The organism is Microcoleus sp. B3-A4, assembly GCF_036705385.1.
Taxonomy (GTDB): domain Bacteria; phylum Cyanobacteriota; class Cyanobacteriia; order Cyanobacteriales; family Microcoleaceae; genus Microcoleus.
The window spans coordinates 93,945-116,052 of sequence record NZ_JAUBUI010000009.1 but is presented as its reverse complement, the minus strand read 5'-3'; the positions used below and the strand labels follow the sequence as shown (position 1 = coordinate 116,052).

Sequence of the window (22,108 nt, the reverse complement as noted above, 5' to 3'; positions counted from 1 at the left end):
TCACATCCGATTTACATAGGGTGTTTTTTCGGATTTTCTGGATTTCTCGAAGAGGTATTATTTTTTTAACCGCAGATGGACGCAAATAGACGTAGCTAGGTTAGCTTTTTGGGCATCGGATTTGGTATGATTTTCTCTCTTGTTCTCGATTAAATGGCTTTAAATCCTCGGCGTTTTGTTAGTGCAGCTTGTCGAAAAGGCTGCAAGGTCTTAGTTTAACCCTAGCAAATTAATATCCCGTGTTTCTACAACTTAAAAAAAAATGGCGACAGATTGTCTCGTTATTGATGAGTTTTATTTTAGTTTTGCTCCTCAATAATTGGATTCAAGCCGCGCCTCAAACCGGCACTCAAATTCTTTGGGATACCTATGGAATTCCACACATTTACGGAGAGAATAGTAAAAGCCTTTTCTACGCTTTCGGGTGGGCGCAGATGCAAAGTCACGGTAATCTGATTTTGCGTCTTTACGGGCAAGCTCGCGGGCAAGCTGCTGAATTTTGGGGCGAAGATTATCTGGAATCCGATCGCTGGGTGCAAACTATGGGAATTCCTAATCGCGCCAAGGCGTGGTATGAATCACAAAATCCCATTTTTCGCAACTATCTCGATGCTTTTGTTGGCGGAATGAATGCCTATGCAAAAGAACACCCAGAGGCGCTCACCGAAGAATTAAAAGTAGCATTGCCCCTCAAACCCGTAGATGTATTGGCACACGCGCAACGCGTCATCAATTTTACTTTTATAGTCGAGCCAGATAGCGTTGAAGATATCGCTGAAAATGATACCCCCAAAGGCTCTAATGGTTGGGCCATCGCTCCTTCCCATTCTCAAAGCGGCAATGCCATGCTATTGGCAAATCCTCACCTTCCTTGGTCGGATTTATATTTATGGTACGAAGCGCAACTGGTTGCCCCAGAAATTAACGCTTACGGAGCGACTCTCGTCGGATTTCCTGTATTAACGATCGCCTTTAATGACAACTTGGGATGGACTCATACTGTCAACACTCACGATGGCTGGGATGCCTATGAATTGCCCCTCGCTAACGATGGCTATCGCTTCGATGGCGAAGTCCGAAAATTTGACAGGGAAGAGAAGGTTTTAAAAGTCAAAGAAAAGAATGGGAAATTGCGATCGGAATCTCTAGTAGTGCGGCGTTCTGTTCACGGGCCGATTCTCACAGAAAAACAGGGCAAAGCGATCGCCCTGCGCGTTGTCGGACTCGATAAACCAGCAGCCCTTCAGCAGTGGTGGGATATGGCACGCTCAAAGAATTTTTCTGAATTTGAAACCGCTTTAAAGCGTTTGGAAATTCCCATGTTTACCGTCATGTATGGCGATCGTGAGGGGCATATCATGCACTTGTTTAACGGTCAAGTCCCCATACGCAAAAAAGGAGATTTTAAATACTGGTCAGGCACGATAGCAGGCAATACGTCAGAGACTTTGTGGAGCAAAAATCATCCCTATGCGGATTTGCCGCGCGTTGTCGATCCGCCCAGCGGTTGGTTGCAAAATACCAACGATCCCCCCTGGACGACGACGTTTCCCAGCCCGATCGCACCGGATAAATATCCCGCCTACATGGCACCGCGCGGCCCGATGGACTTGCGATCGCAGCGATCGGCAAAAATGCTCTTAGAAGATGCAAAAATCTCTTTCAATGAATTGATGCAATACAAACATTCCACTCAGGTAGAACTCGCCGATCGCCTCCTCGATGATTTAATTCCCGCCGCACGGCAAGGCAGTGAAAAAGCGCGCCGCGCTGCCGAAGTTCTCGCCACTTGGGATCGCAAAGTCGATGCTGACAGTCGCGGTGCGGTGCTCTTTGCCTTTTGGAAACAAGCGATGGATGACGATAAGTTATTCGCTAAACCTTGGAGCGAAGATGCGCCGCTAACGACGCCAGACGGGTTGGCAAATCCTGCGGAGGCGGTGCGGGTGCTGGAAGCGACAGCAACCAAAGTTGAGGTAACTTATGGCGCGTTAGATGTGGCATGGGGGGAAGTCTTCCGATTGCCTGGGGAGGCGAATCTGCCTGCAAATGGAGGTGACGGTGATTTGGGTGTATTTCGCTCAGTATGGTTCGCTCCTGGGAAAGACAATCGCTTTCAAGCGGTTGCAGGCGATTCTTTTGTCGCTGCGATTGAGTTCTCGAATCCGGTGAAAGCGATGGCGCTAAACAGTTACGGCAACGCCAGTCAACCTGGTTCGCCCCACGCAGGCGATCAGTCGCAGCTCTTTGCTCGCAAGGAATTGCGCCCTGTATGGCGATCGCGATCGGAAATTGAAGCTCACCTGAGTTCGCGCCAGAAACTCTAGGAGAAGGAAGAGGGAAGAGGGAAGAGGGAAGAGGGAAGAGGGAAGAAGTTAAAAGACCTCTTTCCTTTTCCGCTTTAGGCATCGCGCAGCAGTCGGCAAGCATACCCACCGACTGCTACGAGCAATAAGCCCAGCGCGGAGATAGCGTATAACAAGGCCATGCCAGCACCGGCACCTGTCCCCAGAATTGGGCCAAAAATAGCTGCTAAAAAACCTCCCGGTTGCATGGCGGGTTCAAAGACGCGATCGGCAAGTGGCCCTGCGATCAATAAACCGATCGCAGACGCCAATTGCACGATAACTGCTCTGGTAGCAAAAACACGCCCCTGTACCTCTGGTGCGACTTTCGCCAACCAGATCGCCTCGTTGGAACTGCCGAGGATGGGGAAATTGAAAGACGAACAAAATTGAGCGGGAATCCAGATGGAAAGCGCCTGGCCGAAACCAAAGACTATTTTACTCAAGCCCGCGCCTGCCATGCCGAGGAGAAAGCCCCGGATTCGGCGTTTGGGACCGCCCCAAATACTGACGATCGATGCTCCTAAAACGCCGCCTGCGCCGGCGGCTGAAAGGATAGTACCTAGGATTCTGGCATTGTTGCCGGTGCGTGCCAGAATCATCGGTGAGTAGAGGGCCGCGCCGATGTCGTGAGCGAACCAGAATAGCGAAAATGACACCAGCAAGGCAAGCAGGCTGGGACGCTCGACGATGTAGCGGAATCCGAAGCTGAGTTCTTGCAATAGGTGAAAGCCAGTCGGCTGGGGATTGGAGGCGATCGCGGGCTGGGGTATTTTGACAGATACTAGGGTGGCGATCGCGATTGTAAAAGTTGCCAGGTCGATCGTAAAAATCCCGCTCAACCCAATCACAGAATAGAGAATCCCCGCCAGCGTCGGAGCAATAATACTCGCACCGTAACTTGCCAAAAAACTTAAACTGCTAGCGCGGCTGTAATGCTTTTCTGGCATCATTGTGGCGATGGCTGCTGAGTAAGCTAACTGCTGAATTTGGTCAAAAATTCCGTTAACCGCAGCCGCTACATATATATGCCATATTTGCAGGTTTTGGCTGATATAAAGTAATAGGATAGTGAGCGTTAACAAAGCTGAAACCGCATCACCGATCGCCATCAAAAATTTTCGATTCCAGCGATCGACGATAATGCCAGCAACCGGAGCGAGCAAGATGCGCGGCAATTGAATAAAAAACATCAACAAAGCCAAAGCCGTCACTTGACTGGTGGACTCCCAAATCCAAATAGTCAGCGCAAACGCGGACATAGCGCTGCCAATCATCGAAGCAGTTTGTCCGAGCCAGAGTTGAATAAATTTTTGCATGAAATAGGCGATTGATAGGATTTAAAATTCAGAGGATAGGGTTTTTTAGGCAGGAGAATGACACCCGCATAAAACCGCACGCCGCTCTCATTAAAACCAAGGCCATTGCTGGCTAAGGGGAGATAATTCTTCATATTGCTGTCTCGCCTCCTTGCGGTAAAATTTCGCCAAATGCCGCTGCCGCCACATCAATACGCCCGTAATAAACAGTACAAACGCTGCTAATCCTGCGATCGCGTGTGCCAGCCGCAAGTAAATTCCGCCATAGCTGCCAATATGTAGCGGATAAAGCGAGTTGAGAATTCGATTTGCTACAGAAGCTGAATTCACACTGTCAGCCTGCAATATTTCGCCACTGTATTGATCGAGATAAATGGTGCTAATCCCGTTTGGGTGCGGCTCATTGGGAAATTTTTTCCGTACCTTAAAAATTGCTTCAGGCTTCAAAGGCAGAGAAATAAAAGTGGTTTTAGCTTCCGGCCAAACGGTATTAACTTGGTGTAATATTTCGTCAAGGTTTTGCCTCGAACTGCTAGACTGGGGATGAGAAGTCAATGCTGGCTGTGGCTTTTCATTCGTTAGCCAATACAGAGTCGATTCAACGGGGGCGTAAAAAATTATCGCTGTCCCTGTAGCGGAGATGAGTATGAGAAAAGCGACCGATACAATGCCAGAAACGTTATGTAAATCAAATACAGTCCGCTGCCAGTGAGCTTTCCAATTAATAGAGAATCCGCGAGCCAAATTGCGCCAACCCGTCCACAGAACCAAGCCAGTGAAAGTTAATCCTAGCATTACTAGACCGCAAATACCGACAACAAGATGACCGAATTCTCCTCCCGCTAATTCCGCGTGTAACGTAAAAATAAAACCTGTAAAAGTTTCTTTCCCAAGGCGCCAACCCGTAATTTTTCCACTGTAAGGATTGACATAAACGCTAACTATTTCCTCAGTCTTTGACAGCATTGAAACTTGGCAAACATCCTTCGCTTCTCGTGGCAACAAGATACTAAGAGCTTGATTTTGGGGATAAGCTTTTTCGACAATTTGCAGGACATTTTCCAGCGGTATCCGTTCGGCTTGAGGAATTACTTGCAGGAGGTGGGGATTGAAGAACCGCTCGATTTCGGGGCCGAAAATTAGCAAGCTACCCGTTAAAGCAATTACTGCTAGAAATATTCCTACTCCCAACCCCAAATACAAGTGCAGTTTAAATGCGAGTTTGCGGAAATTCATCTCGAAATTTTCCTCGAAGCCGTTAACTGTTCTCATTAAGGTAAAACCCCTAGTCCGACAGGGAATGAATTCCCTGTCTCAAAGCTAAAGTCCTCGCTATGAGGACTGAGAAAAACACTTTTCAACTCATTAGTCCTCTTGAGAGGACTTTAGCTATTAGACAGGGGTTTCAACCCCTGGCGGACTGGCGGACTAGCGGGTGGCCGCGAGGACTGGCAGACTAACAGCTTAAATTGACACCAATGGGTTCTTGGAGTGTCCCTACGAGGATATTGAATCTACCTCATAAACCTGCAATCTGCTGTAATTACCAGTTAAGGCGGTAATTAACACTGAGAGTCAAACCTCTGCCTGCATAATTAACGCTATCCGATCCAAATCCAGCGGAGTATTGGGAGATCACGGGAAAATATTGATTATTCAATAAATTCTCGACTTTGACTTGTAGCAGCCCCGATCCAATTTTAACCGCGCTGACGTAATCCAGTGTGAGATAGCTGCTAATCGGGCCGCCATCCGAGCCGTCTTTGAAGGCTTGATCGCGATTTCCAGAATATAATAACTGTAACCGATTGTTCCATCCCGGCAAAGTTTCGTTTTGAACATAAGCTGTTAGCTTGAGCGGTGGAATTCGGCTGCTATCGAGGGCGATGTAACGGTTTTCCTCCTCATATTTGCCTTGAATATAAGTAGCAGTCCCGCCGATCGACCATGTTCGTCCAGGTTGCCAATCCACAGTTCCTTCTAAGCCGTAAATGCGTTCTGGGGCGCGCTGTAGTTCCAGGCGGCCTGTGTTGCCAACTGGTGTAAAACGGACTCCTAGATCGGAGGTATTGTAAAAAGCGGCAAGCGACATTTGCACGGATTGCCACCCTCCTCGAATGCCAATTTCGTAGCTGTTGACTTTTTGCGGTTGAGTTACTTCTAACGAAGATTCAATTCCGACAAAATCCTCGGGGGGTTGGCGGAGGATGCGGCCGAAATCTGGAACTGAGAAACCTTGAGAAAAGTTGCCAAATATGTTGAAGGTGTCATTAATTTTATAGACAGCCCCTGTATTAAATAGGGTGGCGTTAAATTTGCGCTCGCCTCCTTCGATCTGGCGCTCATTAAAAGTGGTATAATCATTGACGTTTAACCCGAGGCGTTCGTGACGTATCCCACCACTTAAAATGACGATATCGTCAATATTCCATTCCATTTGACCGAAAAAGCCAAGGCTGTTGAAAGTGTAAGGAGGGACGAAAGGACGCTCGGAGATTTTCCGGTAAACCCGGCCGCCACTTGCGTCAAATCTCTCCGGGTCGTACAGGTCGAAACGCTGTCTGCTATCTTCAGTAATATAGTCAGAACCCCAAGTTAATCGAAGATTTTCGGCACGGGATAAAGGAGTGGTAATCGCCAGTCTACCTCCTATCTGTTCGTTCTCGGCTCGCGAACGAGTAACACCGACAAACGGCCCAAAGAACTCGGAGCTGCGGTAATCTGAAGGAACACCTACATTGGAATTCGTTCGATAGTAAATTTGACTTTGAAGGCTGCTGCCAAAAAGGTTTTGGTGGGTGTAACTTAGGTTAAGCTGTGTACTTTTATTTCCCGGTGTTTGCCCGTCGATATCCAAATTTCCGGTTCGGATGGCGCGGGCTTTTTGCCGTCCTTCCTGTTCGTCAACACTAAAGTCTGGGATCACATTGGGATCTTGGGTTTCGCGATAGTGATTGACCGTTAGTTGCAGCCGCTGGTTGGTGTCCAAATCTACCCCGACTTTGCCCATGACGTTGAAGAGCGTGCTGCTATCTCCGCCGATTTCAAACAAGGGAATGCGATCGCCTTTGGCATCGTAAAAAGCTCCACTTCTAGAGAGCGAGACAGTGCCGGTCAGATCGAAATTGCCCGTTCGGCCAGAAATCGTCTGCTGAGCGTTAAAGCCTAAAGCATCTCTTGTGTTTGTTAAAGCGCTACTGACGCCCACTTCAGTAACAGCAGTTAGCCTTTCCTCAGTTGGCCGGCGAGTAATAATATTAATCACGCCACCTGTAGCCTGAGCGCCGTAGATTGCGGTAGACCCCCGCACTACTTCAACACGCTCGATCGCGCTGGGATCGATGTTTCTGAATTCTCTGCCAAAAGATTGAAGATTGGTCGTTTGCGGCACGCCGTCAATCAGAACGGAAACGTCGCGACCCCGCAAAGTTTGTCCATAAGTGGTCGTAGTTTGAGTGGGCGGCGCAAAACCGGGAACCTGATTTGCCAGAGCTTCCCCGACATTTCTCGATGCCCCTGTGTCCCGCTGAATTTCTTCTGAGTCTACCACCGTTATAGAGCGTGGCACGTTTGTCACTCTTTCTGAGGTTCGTGTTGCAGTGACGACGATTTCAATCGGGTTTCTCCCCGCCTGTGGTGTCCCAGGTGGCTGCGCTGTCGGTGGCAAGGGTTCTCCGGGTGTCCCAGGTGGCTGTGCTGTAGGCGGCAAGGGTTCTCCGGGTGTCCCTGGTGGCTGCGCTGTCGGCGGCAAGGGTTCTCCGGGCGTCCCTGGTGGCTGCGCTGTCGGCGGCAAGGGTTCTGCTGGTATCTCTACCGGCTGCCCTGTCGGCGGCAAGGGTTCTGCGGGTGTCCCCGGCCGGTGTGTTGTAGGAGCCGGTGCAGACGGGCGAGCAGTCATCTCCGAGGTGGGTTTTAAGCTGAGAATCAGACCCGCAGCGTTAGGAATCACCCGTGCCACTGGTTGACCCCTCTCGCCAATGACTCTGATTCGGATGCTGTTGTTATCTAAAGGAGTAACGGTGACAGAAGCAATTCCGGCAGCCGGTTTGTCTTGACGAAACTCATTTCCCCCCGGTAGTCGCAGTTGAGCGGTGATGGCATCAATTTGTAAAGTTTCGCCAAAGGTGGTGGTGAAGACTTGCAGGGGTCTTCCATCTTCAGTGTCTAGGATAATTTCAATGCCTTCTGACGTGGGGTTGAGGCGAACACCCGTCACCTGCGCGATGTTGGAAGCGCACGCCGACTGAGCGACTAACGCCGACACGACTCCTGCGATCCCAAGGCTATTTAATAATTTCTGCGATCTATTCATTACTACTCTTGAATCAACAATTGATAGAACTTCGGATATGTGGTTTGCGTTGCTTGCACAACAGAATTGGTGAGAGCATTGCTGGTCTTCTGTGGCTCCTGAAACTGACCTGCGGAAGATACGACCTAGTTGTCGGGCGCAGTTCGATCCGATTCTCCGGTCGCTAGCGGCCTTTGTCTGGGAATCCAGGAGGCGCGTGAGGACGAACGCCTCAGTCCGGTGGCGCTCTGGACGATCGCCCACGGTTGGCAGCTTCCTCGGTTAAAGGAAGCAGTCGCTGGTCTCTTAATGAGAAAGTGCCTTAATTAGATAACAGAGCACTCACATCTGTCAAGAGTTACCTAATGAAAACTAATTTCATTTTGATATAGGGGGTCAGACCCCCCTAGCTAGTTATGCAGCACTTGCCTATTATGGTTGCTGTCAGGGCTAGACAAACGAGCGCCTAAAATGCTATGGCAAGAGTTAGAAAAGATTGTCATATAGGAAACGATAGGAGTCAACCAATTTGCTCAAGAACTCTTGACAATAAATGTCATCTAGCCTAGTATGCTTAAAGTCGATAGCCGTAAAGCCCCTGAAGCTGATATCGAAGCTGGCTCGGACTGAAATCGCCCCGGAGCCATTGCCGAACAGCGCGATCGACAACAAAACGTGAAAACAAGCGCTAATACCCGGATTGAAGACTCAAACGCGCTGATGGCAGAGTCGTGATGTCCGACAACTGTTCACAGAAAATTTCTGTGGAAAGAATTTGGCGGAACTGGTTGGCGTACTGCAAACAAGACTTATAGGTAAAAAAAATCGATGAGTGACGCAAGCATTAAGGGAAACCAACTCACCGAAAGTTGTACCAATTTAGTAGAACTCCTGCAAAATAGGGCATTACACCAACCAGAGCAGAAATATACATTTCTGTTAGACGGAAAAACTGAAACCGCCAGTTTGACTTATCGAGAGTTAGATGCGATCGCCCGATCGCACGCCGTGCGACTTCAGACATTGGGACTCACTGGCGAACGAGCCTTACTGCTTTTCCCGCCAGGATTGGACTATCTCGCCGCCTTTTTTGGATGCTTGTACGCCAAAGTGATCGCGGTTCCCCTCTATCCGCCGAAGCTGAAACGGAATTTAGCGAAAATTAGTGCGATCGCCCTAGATGCAGGAGCAACAATTGCGATCGCTCCCGCGCGACACTTGGAAAATTTAGAGCAGCTATGCGAGCAAGCGCCGGAACTCAAAGCGATGCGTTGGCTGAGTGCAGAGGAGCTTTGCGATGACGGCGAAAAGTGGCAGCAGCCACCCATTCATCCCGACGAAGTGGCTTATCTTCAGTACACTTCCGGCTCAACCTCCACCCCCAAAGGCGTAATGGTGAGCCACGCCAACGTTTTGTACAACATCGAATACATTCATCGAGGCTTTGAGCACGATTCCGAAAGCGTTGCCGTAACATGGCTTCCCCCCTTTCACGACATGGGGTTAATTGACGGATTGCTCAAACCTTTGTATCTGGGAATTCCCTCTTACTTCATGCCGCCAGCGGCGTTTATTCAGAACCCGATGTGCTGGTTGGAAGCGATTTCGCGCTACAAAGCTACCCACAGCGGCGGGCCAAATTTTGCTTACGACTTGTGTGCTAGCAAAATAAGCAAAATCTTGGGCGATGGCAAAAAAATGCTCGACTTGAGTAGTTGGCGCGTGGCCTATAACGGCGCAGAACCCATCCACAAAGAAACCCTAGAGCGATTTACCAAAGCTTTTGAGCCCTGCGGTTTTCACCCGGATGCCTTTTGTCCTGCTTACGGAATGGCAGAAACTACGCTAAAAATTGCCACGGTTCGCAGCGAGACAACACCGACTTTCTTACCTGTTGACGCTGAGGCGCTGGAAAATAATCACATTGTAGAAGTTGTCGAAGGCGAGGGGGGCGCGAGAACTTTAGTCGGCTGCGGTTTCCCTGAATTTGGCACTAAAGTTGCGATTGTCAATCCCGAATCTCTGACGCAATGCCAGCCGCAGGAAGTCGGAGAAATTTGGGTAGCTGGCGAAACAGTTGCGCGAGGCTATTGGAATCGCCCAGAAGAAACAGAAAAAACTTTTCAAGCATATCTTTCAGATACCAGCGAAGGGCCATTTTTGCGAACAGGAGATTTAGGCTTTTTACGCGATCGAGAACTGTTTATTACAGGGCGACTCAAAGATTTGATTATCATCCGAGGTCGCAATCTTTACCCCCAAGATATAGAAAGAACGGCAGAGCGCAGCCATCCCAGTTTGCGGCCAGGGGCGATCGCGGCATTCTCGGTGGAAGTCGCAGGCGAAGAACAGCTCGTTATCGTGCAAGAATTACAATCTCGCAAAGCGCCGGATAATACCGAGGAAATTATCAGCGCCATCCGTTCCAGCATTGCTCAAGAATATGAAGTGCAAGTTTATGGAGTAGTGCTGATTAAGCCGGGAAGCATTCCCAAAACCACCAGCGGTAAAATTCAACGTCGCGCCGCCTATGCTGACTTTCTAGGTGACAATTTAGAAGTGGTCGCGAGTAGCCTTTTAGAGTTAGCTGATTCGGTGGAAATCGACAATCAACTAACGCGAGAAATTCTTCTGACAGCAGAGTTAGAACAACGGCAGACACAGTTAGAAACCTATTTGCGACAGCAGGTAGCGAGAGTGCTGAAAGTTAGCTTTGACCAAATCCAATCAGCAGAGGCTTTTAGTAATTTTGGTTTCGATTCATTGGCGGTATTTGAATTTAAAAATCAGATTGAAACAGTTCTAAAAATAGCTTTATCAATAGAAGACTTCTTCGAGGAACTAAGCCTTGCTCAACTGGCAGCAAAAATTTTAGAAAGATTGGCAGAAGCGCCGACAATGGCGTCTCTTCAGGCAGTTTCTCGCCTACAAAACATCCCCCTGTCTTTTGCCCAAGAGCGCTTGTGGTTCTTCGACCAATTGGAACCGGGAAACCCCTTCTACAACCTCTGCGGTGCGGTTCGGATGACGGGGCAGCTCAATGCAGAAACACTCAGGCAAAGTATTGAAAAAATTATCGAGCGGCACGAGATTTTAAGAACTGCGTTTGCTGGTGGGCAAAAAGAACAGATACAAGTTATTTTTGATGCGAAAAGTTTTCCATTGCCGCTGATAGATTTGAGCCATTGCTCCCCTGGGGAACGCGAGAAAGAAGCGCAAAAACTGTCTGCAGAAGAAGCCGAGTTGCCCTTTGATTTAACTCAACCAAATCTGCTCCGTGCCAAACTTCTGCGCCTATCTGAAACAGAACATACTCTGCTTTTGTCCGCCCACCATATCATTTTTGATGGGTGGTCTTTGGGTGTATTTTTACGAGAACTAGCGGCATTTTATGAAGGTTTTATTAATAAGGATTTAGCCTCGCTTCCACCGCTGCCAATTCAGTATGCAGACTTTGCCACTTGGCAGCGCCAACAAATGCAGGGAGAAATATTAGAAACTCAACTTACTTACTGGAAGCAGCAGTTAAGTGGCAGCGCAGCGGTTCTAAATTTACCAACAGACTTTTCTCGTCCCACTGTTCAAAGTTACAAGGGAGGTCGGCAATTATTGGAATTGCCAGAGCAGTTAACCGAGGCAATTAGGCAATTGAGTCGCGGCGAAAAAACCACTGTATTTATGACATTGCTGGCAGCCTTCAATACGCTGCTTTACCGCTACACGGGGCAAGAAGATATCCTCGTCGGTTCACCAATTGCCAGCCGCAACAGCAGCGAAACCGAATCATTAATTGGTTTTTTTGTCAATACTTTAGTCCTGCGATCGGACTTAAGCGGAAATCCCACTTTTCGAGAGTTGCTGGCTCGCATTCGAGAGCTAACTTTAGGCGCTTATGCACACCAAGAATTGCCATTTGAAAAGCTCGTAGAAGAATTGCAGCCGAATCGAGATTTAAGTCACTCGCCTTTATTTCAGGTGATGTTTGCCTTTCAAAATGCCTCGGAATTCGCCTTAGAATTGCCTGGTTTAAGCCTGAACTGCCAACAGATTCACAGCGGCACAGCAAATTTCGATTTAACCTTGGAATTAGAAGCCACAGCAACAGGTATTAGAGGGTGGTTTGAATACAGCCTAGACTTATTTGAATCGGCTACGATCGCGCGAATGGCGAGGTACTTTCAGAACTTATTAGAAGGCATCGTTGCGAATCCCTCCGCGCGTTTATCAGATTTACCGCTGCTTGCAGAAACAGAGCGCCAGCAACTTCTATTTGAGTGGAATAATACTCGAATAAAGTCTTTTCAAAATGCTTGCATTCACCGCTTATTTGAAGCGCAGGCTGCGAAAACCCCTGAGGCGGTTGCGGTGCAATTTGAATGCCAAAGTTTGACCTACCGAGAACTGAACGATCGCGCGAATCAACTTGCCCATTATTTGCACTCTTTCGGCGTAAAACCAGATGCGATAGTCGGCGTTTATATGGGGCGATCGCTCGATGCTATAGTAGGAATTTTAGGCATATTAAAAGCAGGCGGCGCTTATTTGCCCCTAGACCCCATCTATGCTAAAGAACGCCTCGCCTTCATGTTAGAAGATGCTGGAGTTAGGGTATTGCTAACGCAAGCAGAATTGAAAGCAGAAACGCCAGCCCAAAAGAATATTTGTGTGATTTGCTTGGATGCAGAATGGCAGGCGATCGCTCAACAAAATAAGTCAAATCCTGAGAGCGCCGTTGAGCCAGAAAACCTCGCTTATATCATCTATACATCCGGGTCTACTGGCAAGCCAAAGGGAGTGATGGTGCAGCATCAATCTTTGGCAAATTATACGCAGGCTGCAAGTGTCGAATATGGCATTAAAGCAGGCGATCGCATTCTGCAATTTGCTTCCCTCAGCTTCGACGCCAGCGCCGAAGAAATCTATCCCTGTTTAACGCGAGGTGCCACTTTGGTACTGCGCGGAAATTCCATGTTAGACAGCATTTCTTCCTTCCTGCAAAAATGCCGGAAATGGCAAATCACCGTCTTAGATTTGCCCACAGCTTACTGGCGCGAATTAACTGCCAGACTCAGCGCCGAAAAAGCAGAATTTCCCCCGTCAGTGCGCTTGACAATTATTGGCGGAGAAACCGCACTTTCAGCATCCCTGAATCAGTGGCAAAAGTGCGTTTCAGAAAAAGTACGACTTGTCAATACTTACGGCCCCACAGAAACAACAATTGTCGCCACGTGGTGCGACCCTCTCCCCTCTTCCTCCTCTTCTTCTCTCCCCTCTGCGCCCTCTGCGCCCTCTGCGGTTAAAAACTCCGCAAAAACCTTGCCGATTGGTCGTCCAATTCCAAATGCCCGCACCTATGTACTCGATGCTAATTTGCAACCCGTTCCGATCGGAGTTCCAGGCGAACTTTATATCGGAGGTGCGGGGGTTGCCAGAGGATATATCAACCGTTCGGATCTGAATACAGAAAAATTTATTCCCGATCTTTTTAGCAAAGTGCCAGGCGATCGCCTTTACAAAACAGGCGATTTAGTCCGCTATCTCCCCGATGGGAATTTAGAATTTCTCGATCGCACCGATCGCCAAGTGAAAATTCGCGGTTTCCGCATTGAGTTAGGAGAAATCGAATCCGCACTCAGCCAACATCCAGACGTGCAAGAAGCAGTCATTCTCGCGCGCGAGGAAGATTCAGGCCCAAAGCGCTTAATCGCCTACCTCGTTTTAAACTCAGCACTCAGCATTGGGAACTCTGCACTGATTAAAAATCTGCGTTCTTTTCTCCGGGAACAACTGCCAGATTATATGGTGCCTGCCAGTTTCATGTTTTTAGAAGCGATGCCATTAACGCCAAACGGCAAGGTAGATTTTAAAGCTCTTCCGGCACCGGAAACCAACAGTTCAGAGGCAGATTTTATCGCTCCTGAGACTTTAGAAGAACAAGTATTAGCTGATATTTGGGCTGAGGTTCTCGGCTTAAAACAGGTGGGAATAGAGGACAATTTCTTTGAGTTGGGAGGTCACTCTTTGCTGGCAACTCAACTGATTGCCAAGGTGCGCGATCGCTTTCAAGTCGAGCTATCGCTGCGCTGTCTGTTTCAATCCCCCACAGTCGCTAGTCTGACACTTGCGATCGCACAAGCTAAGAGCCAGCAGTCGCGCGAACCCCTGATTTCACTGCCCGCGATCGCCCCCGATCCTCAAAATCGCTACAAACCATTTCCGCTCAATGAAATGCAGCAGGCGTACTGGATCGGCCGAAATAGCTTTTTTGAAATGGGCAATGTTGCCATTCACGGTTATGTAGAAATTGAGAGCGACGAGTTAGATTTAGAGCGGTTTAGCCTCGCGTGGCAGCGAGTTGTAGAGCGTCACGATATGCTGCGGGCGATCGTACTTCCGAACGGACAGCAGCAAATTCTGGAAAACGTACCCGCTTATAAAATTGAGGTTTTGGATTTGCGATCGCTCGCTCCAGAGGTTGCCGGCGAACAACTCGAAGCAATCCGCGATCGCCTTTCTCACCAAGTGCTGCCGCTCGATCGCTGGCCGCTGTTCGAGATTTGCGCTTCCAAAATTAAGGGGCGCCGGATCCGCCTCCACATCAGCATTGACGCCTTGTGCATAGACGGCTGGAGTTTTCAAATTTTGTTTGGCGATTTGGTACAGTTTTACCGCAATCCCAATACTGCGATCGCGCCGTTGCAACTGTCTTTCCGCGACTGCGTGTTAGCCGCGATCGCCTTAGAAAACTCCCCATTTTACCAGCAATCCTTAGATTACTGGCGAAATCGCCTCAAAACCCTACCACCAGCGCCGGAATTGCCCCTCGCAAAACACCCGAATTCCTTAACGCAGCCGCGATTTAAACGCTGGGGCGATCGCTTAGACTTGCAAACCTGGCAGCGCCTCAAAACGCGCACAGCTCGCGCCAGCCTCACTCCTACGGGTTTATTGCTAGCTGCCTATGCCGAGGTTCTCGGACTGTGGAGCAAAACGCCTCGGTTTACCCTCAACGTGCCGCGCTTCAATCGCCTTCCCCTCCACCCTCAAGTTGACGAGATTATTGGAGAATTTGCCTCGTTTACTTTGCTAGAAGTAGATAACTCGAAGCGAGAGAGTTTTGAAGTACGGGCCAAGCGACTGCAAGAACAGCTTTGGCAAGATTTAGAACACCAGTACGTCAGCGGCGTGCGCGTTTTGCGAGAACTCGCCCAAGCGCAAGGCACCACCTCCGCGCTGATGCCGGTCGTGTTTACGATCGATCCGCAAAACGCGCCTGGGGAAGATTCCTCTATCTTTTCTCTCATTCAAGAATTGGGAGAACTGGTTCACATCATCGGTCAAACGCCGCAAGTTTGGATAGACGCGCAATTTACCGAAACCGCCCAGGGCCTGTCTTTTAGCTGGGATGCGGTGGAAGAACTCTTCGGGCCAGGGATGATTGACGATATGTTTGACGCCTACTGCAGCCTGTTGCAGCGCCTCGCAAGCTCGGAGGAAGCTTGGCAGGGAACGGCGCAGTTGCAGCAGCAAGCCGTCGCTAACGGCATCGAAGCACCTATTCCCGATGTATTGCTGCACGAACTATTTGCCCAGCAAGTAGCCTCGCGATCGCAGCAATCCGCCGTGATTACTTCAACGCGCACCCTCACTTATGAGGAACTATACCGGAGATCGAATCAAGTCGCTCACCGATTGCGGAAGCTGGGAACTCGCCCTAACCACTTGGTTGCCGTGGTTATGGAAAAAGGATGGGAGCAAATCGTCGCTGTGCTGGGCATTCTCGCATCCGGGGCAGCTTATTTGCCCGTAGATGCGGCGCTACCAAAAGAGCGGCTGTGGTATTTGCTGGAAAATGGCGAAGTTGAGATTGTTTTGACGCAATCTCAGTTAAATCAGCGATTGGAATGGCCGGAAAATGTGCGGCGAATTTGTCTCGATACCGACGAATTGGCGGCAGAAAGCGGCGAAGCTTTGGAGTCGGTGCAGGAACCGGAAGATTTAGCGTATGTGATTTATACTTCCGGCTCAACTGGCTTGCCGAAAGGCGTGGCGATCGCGCACCGAGGTGCAGTCAATGCGATCGCTCAGACCAATCAAGTGTTTAATGTGGCAGAGTGCGATCGCGCGATCGCAGTCACCGCACTGCACCACGATATGTCGGTTTACGATATCTTCGGCATCCTAGCAGCCGGAGGAGCGATCGTCATTCCCGATGCCGCACAACGGCTAGACCCCGCTCACTGGGTTCAATTGATGGTAAAAGAGCGCGTCACCATTTGGAACTCGGTTCCCCCGATGATGGAAATGCTGCTCGATTACGCTGGCGGACGTTCTGAGGTGTTGCCAGAGTGCTTGCGCTGGGCGTTTCTCGGTGGAGACTGGATTCCAGTAACACTGCCCCAGAGGTTAAGGGCGATCGTCCGTGAATGTCGGGTTGTCAGTGTCGGCGGGCCAACGGAAACTACCCTTTGGAACATTTGGTATCCGGTAGAAACTGTTGACCCTTCTTGGAAGAGCATTCCCTACGGATCGCCGATCGCCAATACACGCTATTACATTTTGAATGAAAGGCTCGAAGACTGTCCCGTCTGGGTTGTCGGCGAGATGTGCTGTGCCGGAGTTGGACTGACAAAAGGATACTGGCGGAATGAAGAAAAAACTCGCGCCAGCTTCCTCACGCACCCCGTCACGGGCGATCGCTTGTACCGAACGGGAGATTTAGGGCGCTTCCTCCCTGACGGCAATATCGAATTTTTAGGGCGAGAAGATTTCCGCCTTAAAATTCGAGGATTCCGCATCGAAGCCGGAGAAATTGAAGCTGCATTGAACGAGCACCCAGCAGTCAAAGCATCCATTGTCACCGCATTCGGAGAAAAGCACAGTCAAAAGCGCTTAGTAGCATATATCGTTCCCCAACAAAACGCTGCCCCTGCAGTTGAAGAATTGCGCCTATTGCTGAGCGAAAAGCTGCCCGATTATATGGTGCCTTCTGCATTTATAATTCTGGAGGCGCTGCCACTTTCGGCGAACGGCAAAGTTAACCGCAAGGCACTGCCTGAACCGGATGCCGCGATTCAACCAGAAAAGATTTTTGTGGCACCGCGCACCCCTACTGAGGAAATGTTAGCGAGAATTTGCTGTGGGGTTCTCGGCATCGAACAGTTAAGCATTGCCGATAACTTTTTTGAACTAGGAGGAAATTCGCTCCTGGCAATTCAATTAGCAGCAAAGGTACGAGAATCTTGTCAGATAGAATTGCCTTTGTGCGATATTTTTGCAGGACGATCGCTCGCCGTACTTGCAGAAAATATTTCTGAAGCCAAAAACAAAAATGCGGTCGTTGAAGAACCCGCGATTGCGCCCGTTTCGCGATCGGCGTACCGCATGAAACTGTCATCTTTGCGCTAAGCACAAATCAGTGATGAGTCATGGGATTGCAGCCAATAACTCATAACCAATCCCTAAATATCGGCTGCAATCCCAATTACCAATTACCAGTTACTAATCCAATGACGGTGCATTTTTCCGAAAAACCTCCAACAGATACTCGCGACTCGGCGAATGCTTCCGAAGAAGAAGTATTTGCATTTCCCACCTCTTTTGCCCAGCAAAGACTGTGGTTTATTGACCAATTTGAACCGGGAAACCCTTTTTACAACCTTCCGGCGGCTGTGTTACTAAAAGGCAGGCTAAATGTAGTAGTGCTAGAGCTAAGTTTCAAGGAAATTGTGCGCCGTCACGAAGCTTTGCGGACGACATTTGCCACTGTAGACGGTCAACCCGTGCAGGTGGTTGGTCAGAAATTTAATTTCGGGCTGGAAGTTTTAGACCTGCAACAATGGGCGGAAACTGAGCGAGAAGAAAAAGTAAAACAACTGGCTGCAGAAGAAGCTAGCAAACCTTTTGACCTAACCAAAGGGCCGCTGTTGCGAGCTAGTTTGCTACAGTTAGATGCTGAGGAATATGTCTTGCTGCTGACGCTGCATCACATTATTTTTGATGGCTGGTCAATCGGAGTCTTTCTGCAAGAATTAGCAGCGCTTTACGAAGCGTTTTTGATTGGCAAACCATCCCCACTTCCCGAACTTTCCATACAGTACGCCGATTTTGCTATTTGGCAGCGGGAATGGCTTGCGGGCGATCGCTTGCAAACTCAACTTAACTACTGGAAAAAGCAGCTCAGTGGTGCTCCCCCCTTGCTGGAATTGCCAGCCGATCGCCCCCGTCCCCCGGTGCAAACCTATCGGGGCGCGAAAGAATCATTCCTCATCCCCAAAACGCTAACAGAAGCCCTCAAAAAGCTCAGCCGCCAGGAAAATGCTACCCTGTTTATGACGCTGCTAGCAGCCTTTAAAACGCTGCTCTATCGCTATACAGGACAGGCAGATATCCCCGTTGGCTCTCCCATCGCCAACCGCAACCGAGCGGAAATTCAAGGGCTAATCGGGTTTTTTGTCAATACTTTGGTATTGCGAACTGATTTGTCAGGCGATCTCACTTTTCGGCAGTTGCTCCCTCGCATTCGGGAGGTGAGTTTAGAAGCTTACGCTCACCAGGATTTGCCGTTTGAGAAACTGGTTGAAGAGTTGCAACCCGATCGAAATTTGAGCTACAATCCACTGTTCCAAGTTGCTTTTGTTTTGCAAACTCCACCTGTTGCTGCGGAATCAATAGCCGGACTCAATCTCACTCTTTTAGATGTTGAGAATCAGACAGCAAAAGTTGACTTAACGCTGTATTTAGAAGAAAAGCAGGAAGAAATTAGCGGTCAGTTTGAATACAGTACAGATTTATTTGATGCGGTCACTATTAGGCGGATGGCGGGGCATTTTCTCACGTTGCTGGAGGGTATAGCTGCCAACCCAGAGCGGCGGATTGAAGAGCTACCGTTGCTGGGCAAAAAAGAGCGGCATCAGTTATTAGTAGAGTGGAATGACACCCGCGCCGATTATCCGAGCGATCGCTGCATTCATCAATTATTTGAAGCGCAGGCCGAGCGAACTCCCGATGCCATTGCAGTCGTATTTGAAGACCAAAAACTCACCTACCGCGAGCTGAATGAACGAGCCAATCAACTCGCGCATTACCTGCAACAACTCGGCGTTAAACCAGAAGTTTTGGTGGGAATTTGTGTCGAGCGATCGCTCGATACAATTGTCGGCATTCTCGGCATTCTCAAAGCCGGGGGCGCTTACGTTCCGCTCGATCCAGCCTACCCGCGCGATCGCTTAGCTTTCACGTTAGAAGACGCTCAAATTTCGGTGCTGCTAACCCAGCAAAAATTGTTAAAAATTTTGCCAGAATGCAGCGCAAAAGTCATCGGATTGGATCGGTGGGAAGAGGAACAGAATTTTTCGGAAAAGTCAGGTTCGGATTTTAAATTTAATCAGCAAAACCCCTCTAAGTTAGCGTATGTAATTTATACGTCAGGTTCCACGGGCAGGCCCAAAGGGGTTGCGATCGAACACCGCAGCGCCGTTGCCTTTTTGCACTGGGCAAAAGAGGTTTTTTCGCCCGAAGAACTCGGAGGAGTTCTCGCCTCCACATCTATTTGCTTTGATTTGTCAGTTTTCGAGCTATTCGCGCCTCTTTGCTGGGGTGGCACAGCCATCCTGGCAGAAAATGCCTTGCACCTGCCCACTTTAAAAACAGCGGAAAAAGTAACGCTGATTAATACCGTTCCCAGCGCGATCGCAGAACTGCTGCGAAGCAACGGCATTCCCGAAACAGTTCGCACCGTCAATTTAGCTGGCGAACCGCTGCCGAATACTTTAGCGCAGCAGCTTTACCAGCTTCCTCACATTCAGAAAGTCTTCAATCTTTACGGACCCTCAGAAGATACCACCTATTCAACCTTTGCTTTAATTGAAAAAGGTGCCGAGAGAATGCCACCCATTGGCAGCCCGATTGCGAATACGCAGATTTATTTATTAGATCGAACTCTCAATCCCGTGCCGCTGGGAGTGCCGGGAGAACTGCATATTGGTGGCGCAGGATTGGCCAGAGGCTATCTGAATCGTCCCGAATTAACGAGTGAGAAATTTATTCCAAATCCTTTTAGCAACTCACCCGACGCGCGCCTATACAAAACTGGCGACTTGGCGCGTTATTTGCCAGATGGAAATATCGAATACCTGGGGCGAATTGATAGCCAAGTGAAAATCCGGGGCTATCGCATCGAATTGGGAGAAATTGAGGAAACCCTGAGACAGCACTCCGCCGTGCGGGATGCTGTGGCGATCGCGCGCGATGACACTTCGGGCAACAAGCGCTTAGTCGCTTATTTAGTGCTTAACCAAGACGAACTTCCAAGCATCAGCAACCTGCGTGCCTACCTGCAAGAAAAGCTGCCGGAATACATGGTGCCTGCTGCCTTCGTGATGCTGGAATCGTTGCCTCTAACTCCCAACGGCAAAGTCGATCGCAAGGCGCTTCCCGCACCGGATCGCGATCGCCCAGAACTCGAAGAGGCATTCGCCACGCCAAGCACGGCTATTGAGAAAATCCTGGCAGAAATTTGGGCGCAAGTATTGGGGTTAGAACAAGTGGGAATTGACGACAATTTCTTTGAATTGGGCGGCGATTCTATCCTCAGCATTCAAGTCATTTCTAAAGCCAATCAAGCCGGGTTGCGGCTCACTCCAAAACAACTGTTTCAACACCAAACCATTGCACAGTTAGCAGCCGTTGCCGATACAGCTCAGCCCCAACAATCGGAACAGGGATTAATCATTGGCGAAGTTCCTCTGACACCGATTCAGCACTGGTTTTTCGAGCAAAATCTCTCCGATCCGCACCACTGGAATCAGGCGGTGCTTTTAGAGTTGCGGCAACCTCTCGAACCTGCATTAATTGAGTCAGTGTTGCAAGAATTGCTCAAGCACCACGACTCGCTGCGCCTGCGTTTTGTGCGAGGAGAATCTGGCTGGCAGCAGGAGCTCGCCAATCCCGACGAGGTTGCTCCGTTTACCTGCATTGATTTGTCGTCGCTACCTCCAGAGGAGCGAGAAGCCGCTTTCCAAACCGCCGCCGCTCAGTTGCAAGCCAGTTTGAATTTGTCAGAGGGGCCATTACTTCGCGCTGCCCTATTTGACTTGGGCAAACATCAGCCAAATCGCTTGTTATTGGTTATTCATCACTTAGCGGTTGATGGGGTTTCATGGCGAATTTTAATTGAGGATTTCCAGACAGCTTATGGGCAGATTAGCCGCGACGAAAGAGTCGCGCTCCCGCCCAAAACAACCTCATTTAAGCAGTGGGCAGAACGCTTGCACGAGTGGGCGCGATCGCCCGAATTGCAGGGAGAGTTGGATTACTGGCTCGCCCTTTCTCACCAACCAACTTCTCGCTTGCCAATAGATTTCCCAAACGCAGCTAATTTAGTTGCATCTGAAAAAACCGTATCCGTTGCTTTGAGTGTTGAAGAAACAAAACTGCTCCTGCAAGAAGTACCTGCCGCTTACCGCACTCAAATTAATGATGTATTGCTAACTGCTTTAGGTCAAGCATTTGAACGCTGGACAGGCAATAGCTCACTGTTAGTTGACTTAGAAGGTCACGGGCGCGAAGATATATTTGAAGGAGTAGATTTGTCGCGCACAATCGGCTGGTTTACAGCAGTTTTCCCACTCCTGTTAAATTCAGAAAAACATTCCGATCTAGGGGCTGCCATCAAATCAGTGAAAGAGCCATTACGCGCCGTGCCAAATCGCGGTGTTGGCTGCGGTGTTCTACAATATTTAAATCCAGAAATTGCTAAAAATTTGCACAATTTGCCGCAAGCTGAGGTAAGCTTTAACTATCTCGGACAGTTTGACCAAGTGCTGCCGAAATCTTCTTTGTTGATGCTGTCCTCCGAGCCTAGTGGCCCCATCCGCAGCCCGCGCGGAAATCGGGGTTACCTGCTGGAAATTAACGGATTTATTGCCAGCAGCAAGCTGCAATTAGATTGGACGTACAGCGAAAACATTCACCGACGAGAAAGCATTGAAAATTTGGCAACGAGCTTTATAGAATCGCTGCGATCGCTAATTCAATACTGTCAGTCCCCCGACGCCGGCGGCTGCACTCCTTCTGACTTTGCAGAGTTTAAGTGGAGCCAGTGGGGCCAGGACGATTTAGACAACATTACCGCAATTTTGGGAGAGCTTTAA

Annotated in this window: 6 protein-coding genes; 3 read left to right on the top strand and 3 right to left on the bottom strand. The window is 49.3% G+C overall.

Annotation, left to right across the window (positions count from 1 at the left end):
* Positions 1-239: 239 nt before the first annotated feature.
* Positions 240-2,327: an acylase gene (locus tag QUB33_RS07125; protein ID WP_333348933.1), complete on the top strand. Its 2,088-nt coding sequence runs from the start codon at positions 240-242 to the stop codon at positions 2,325-2,327.
* A gap of 74 nt (positions 2,328-2,401) precedes the next feature.
* On the opposite strand, the gene QUB33_RS07120 is transcribed toward QUB33_RS07125, so the two are convergent.
* The 3 genes from QUB33_RS07120 to QUB33_RS07110 all read right to left on the bottom strand — a co-directional run bounded on the left by QUB33_RS07120 (position 2,402) and on the right by QUB33_RS07110 (position 7,976).
* Positions 2,402-3,664: an MFS transporter gene (locus QUB33_RS07120; RefSeq protein WP_333348932.1), complete on the bottom strand. Its 1,263-nt coding sequence runs from the start codon at positions 3,662-3,664 to the stop codon at positions 2,402-2,404.
* Positions 3,665-3,754: 90 nt separating this feature from the next.
* Entirely contained in the window at positions 3,755-4,900 is a 1,146-nt protein-coding gene (locus QUB33_RS07115) for a PepSY-associated TM helix domain-containing protein (protein WP_333348929.1), read from the bottom strand.
* A 307-nt stretch (positions 4,901-5,207) separates the two neighbouring features.
* On the bottom strand, positions 5,208-7,976 hold the full coding sequence (locus tag QUB33_RS07110) for a TonB-dependent receptor domain-containing protein (RefSeq protein ID WP_333348927.1): 2,769 nt from the start codon (positions 7,974-7,976) through the stop codon (positions 5,208-5,210).
* A gap of 807 nt (positions 7,977-8,783) precedes the next feature.
* Between QUB33_RS07110 and QUB33_RS07105 the strand changes: the two genes are divergently transcribed.
* Entirely contained in the window at positions 8,784-17,363 is an 8,580-nt protein-coding gene (locus tag QUB33_RS07105; RefSeq protein WP_333348925.1) for an amino acid adenylation domain-containing protein, read from the top strand.
* Positions 17,364-17,464: 101 nt separating this feature from the next.
* Complete coding sequence (locus QUB33_RS07100) at positions 17,465-22,108, top strand: amino acid adenylation domain-containing protein (protein WP_445299510.1); 4,644 nt, start codon at positions 17,465-17,467, stop codon at positions 22,106-22,108.

Bases quoted from the DNA above. Each gene is read 5' to 3' on its own strand.
- QUB33_RS07120 (WP_333348932.1), bottom strand. From the start codon at position 3,664: ATGCAAAAATTTATTCAACTCTGGCTCGGACAAACTGCTTCGATGATT.
- QUB33_RS07115 (WP_333348929.1), bottom strand. From the start codon at position 4,900: ATGAATTTCCGCAAACTCGCATTTAAACTGCACTTGTATTTGGGGTTG.
- QUB33_RS07110 (WP_333348927.1), bottom strand. From the start codon at position 7,976: ATGAATAGATCGCAGAAATTATTAAATAGCCTTGGGATCGCAGGAGTC.
- QUB33_RS07105 (WP_333348925.1), top strand. From the start codon at position 8,784: ATGAGTGACGCAAGCATTAAGGGAAACCAACTCACCGAAAGTTGTACC.
- QUB33_RS07100 (WP_445299510.1), top strand. From the start codon at position 17,465: ATGACGGTGCATTTTTCCGAAAAACCTCCAACAGATACTCGCGACTCG.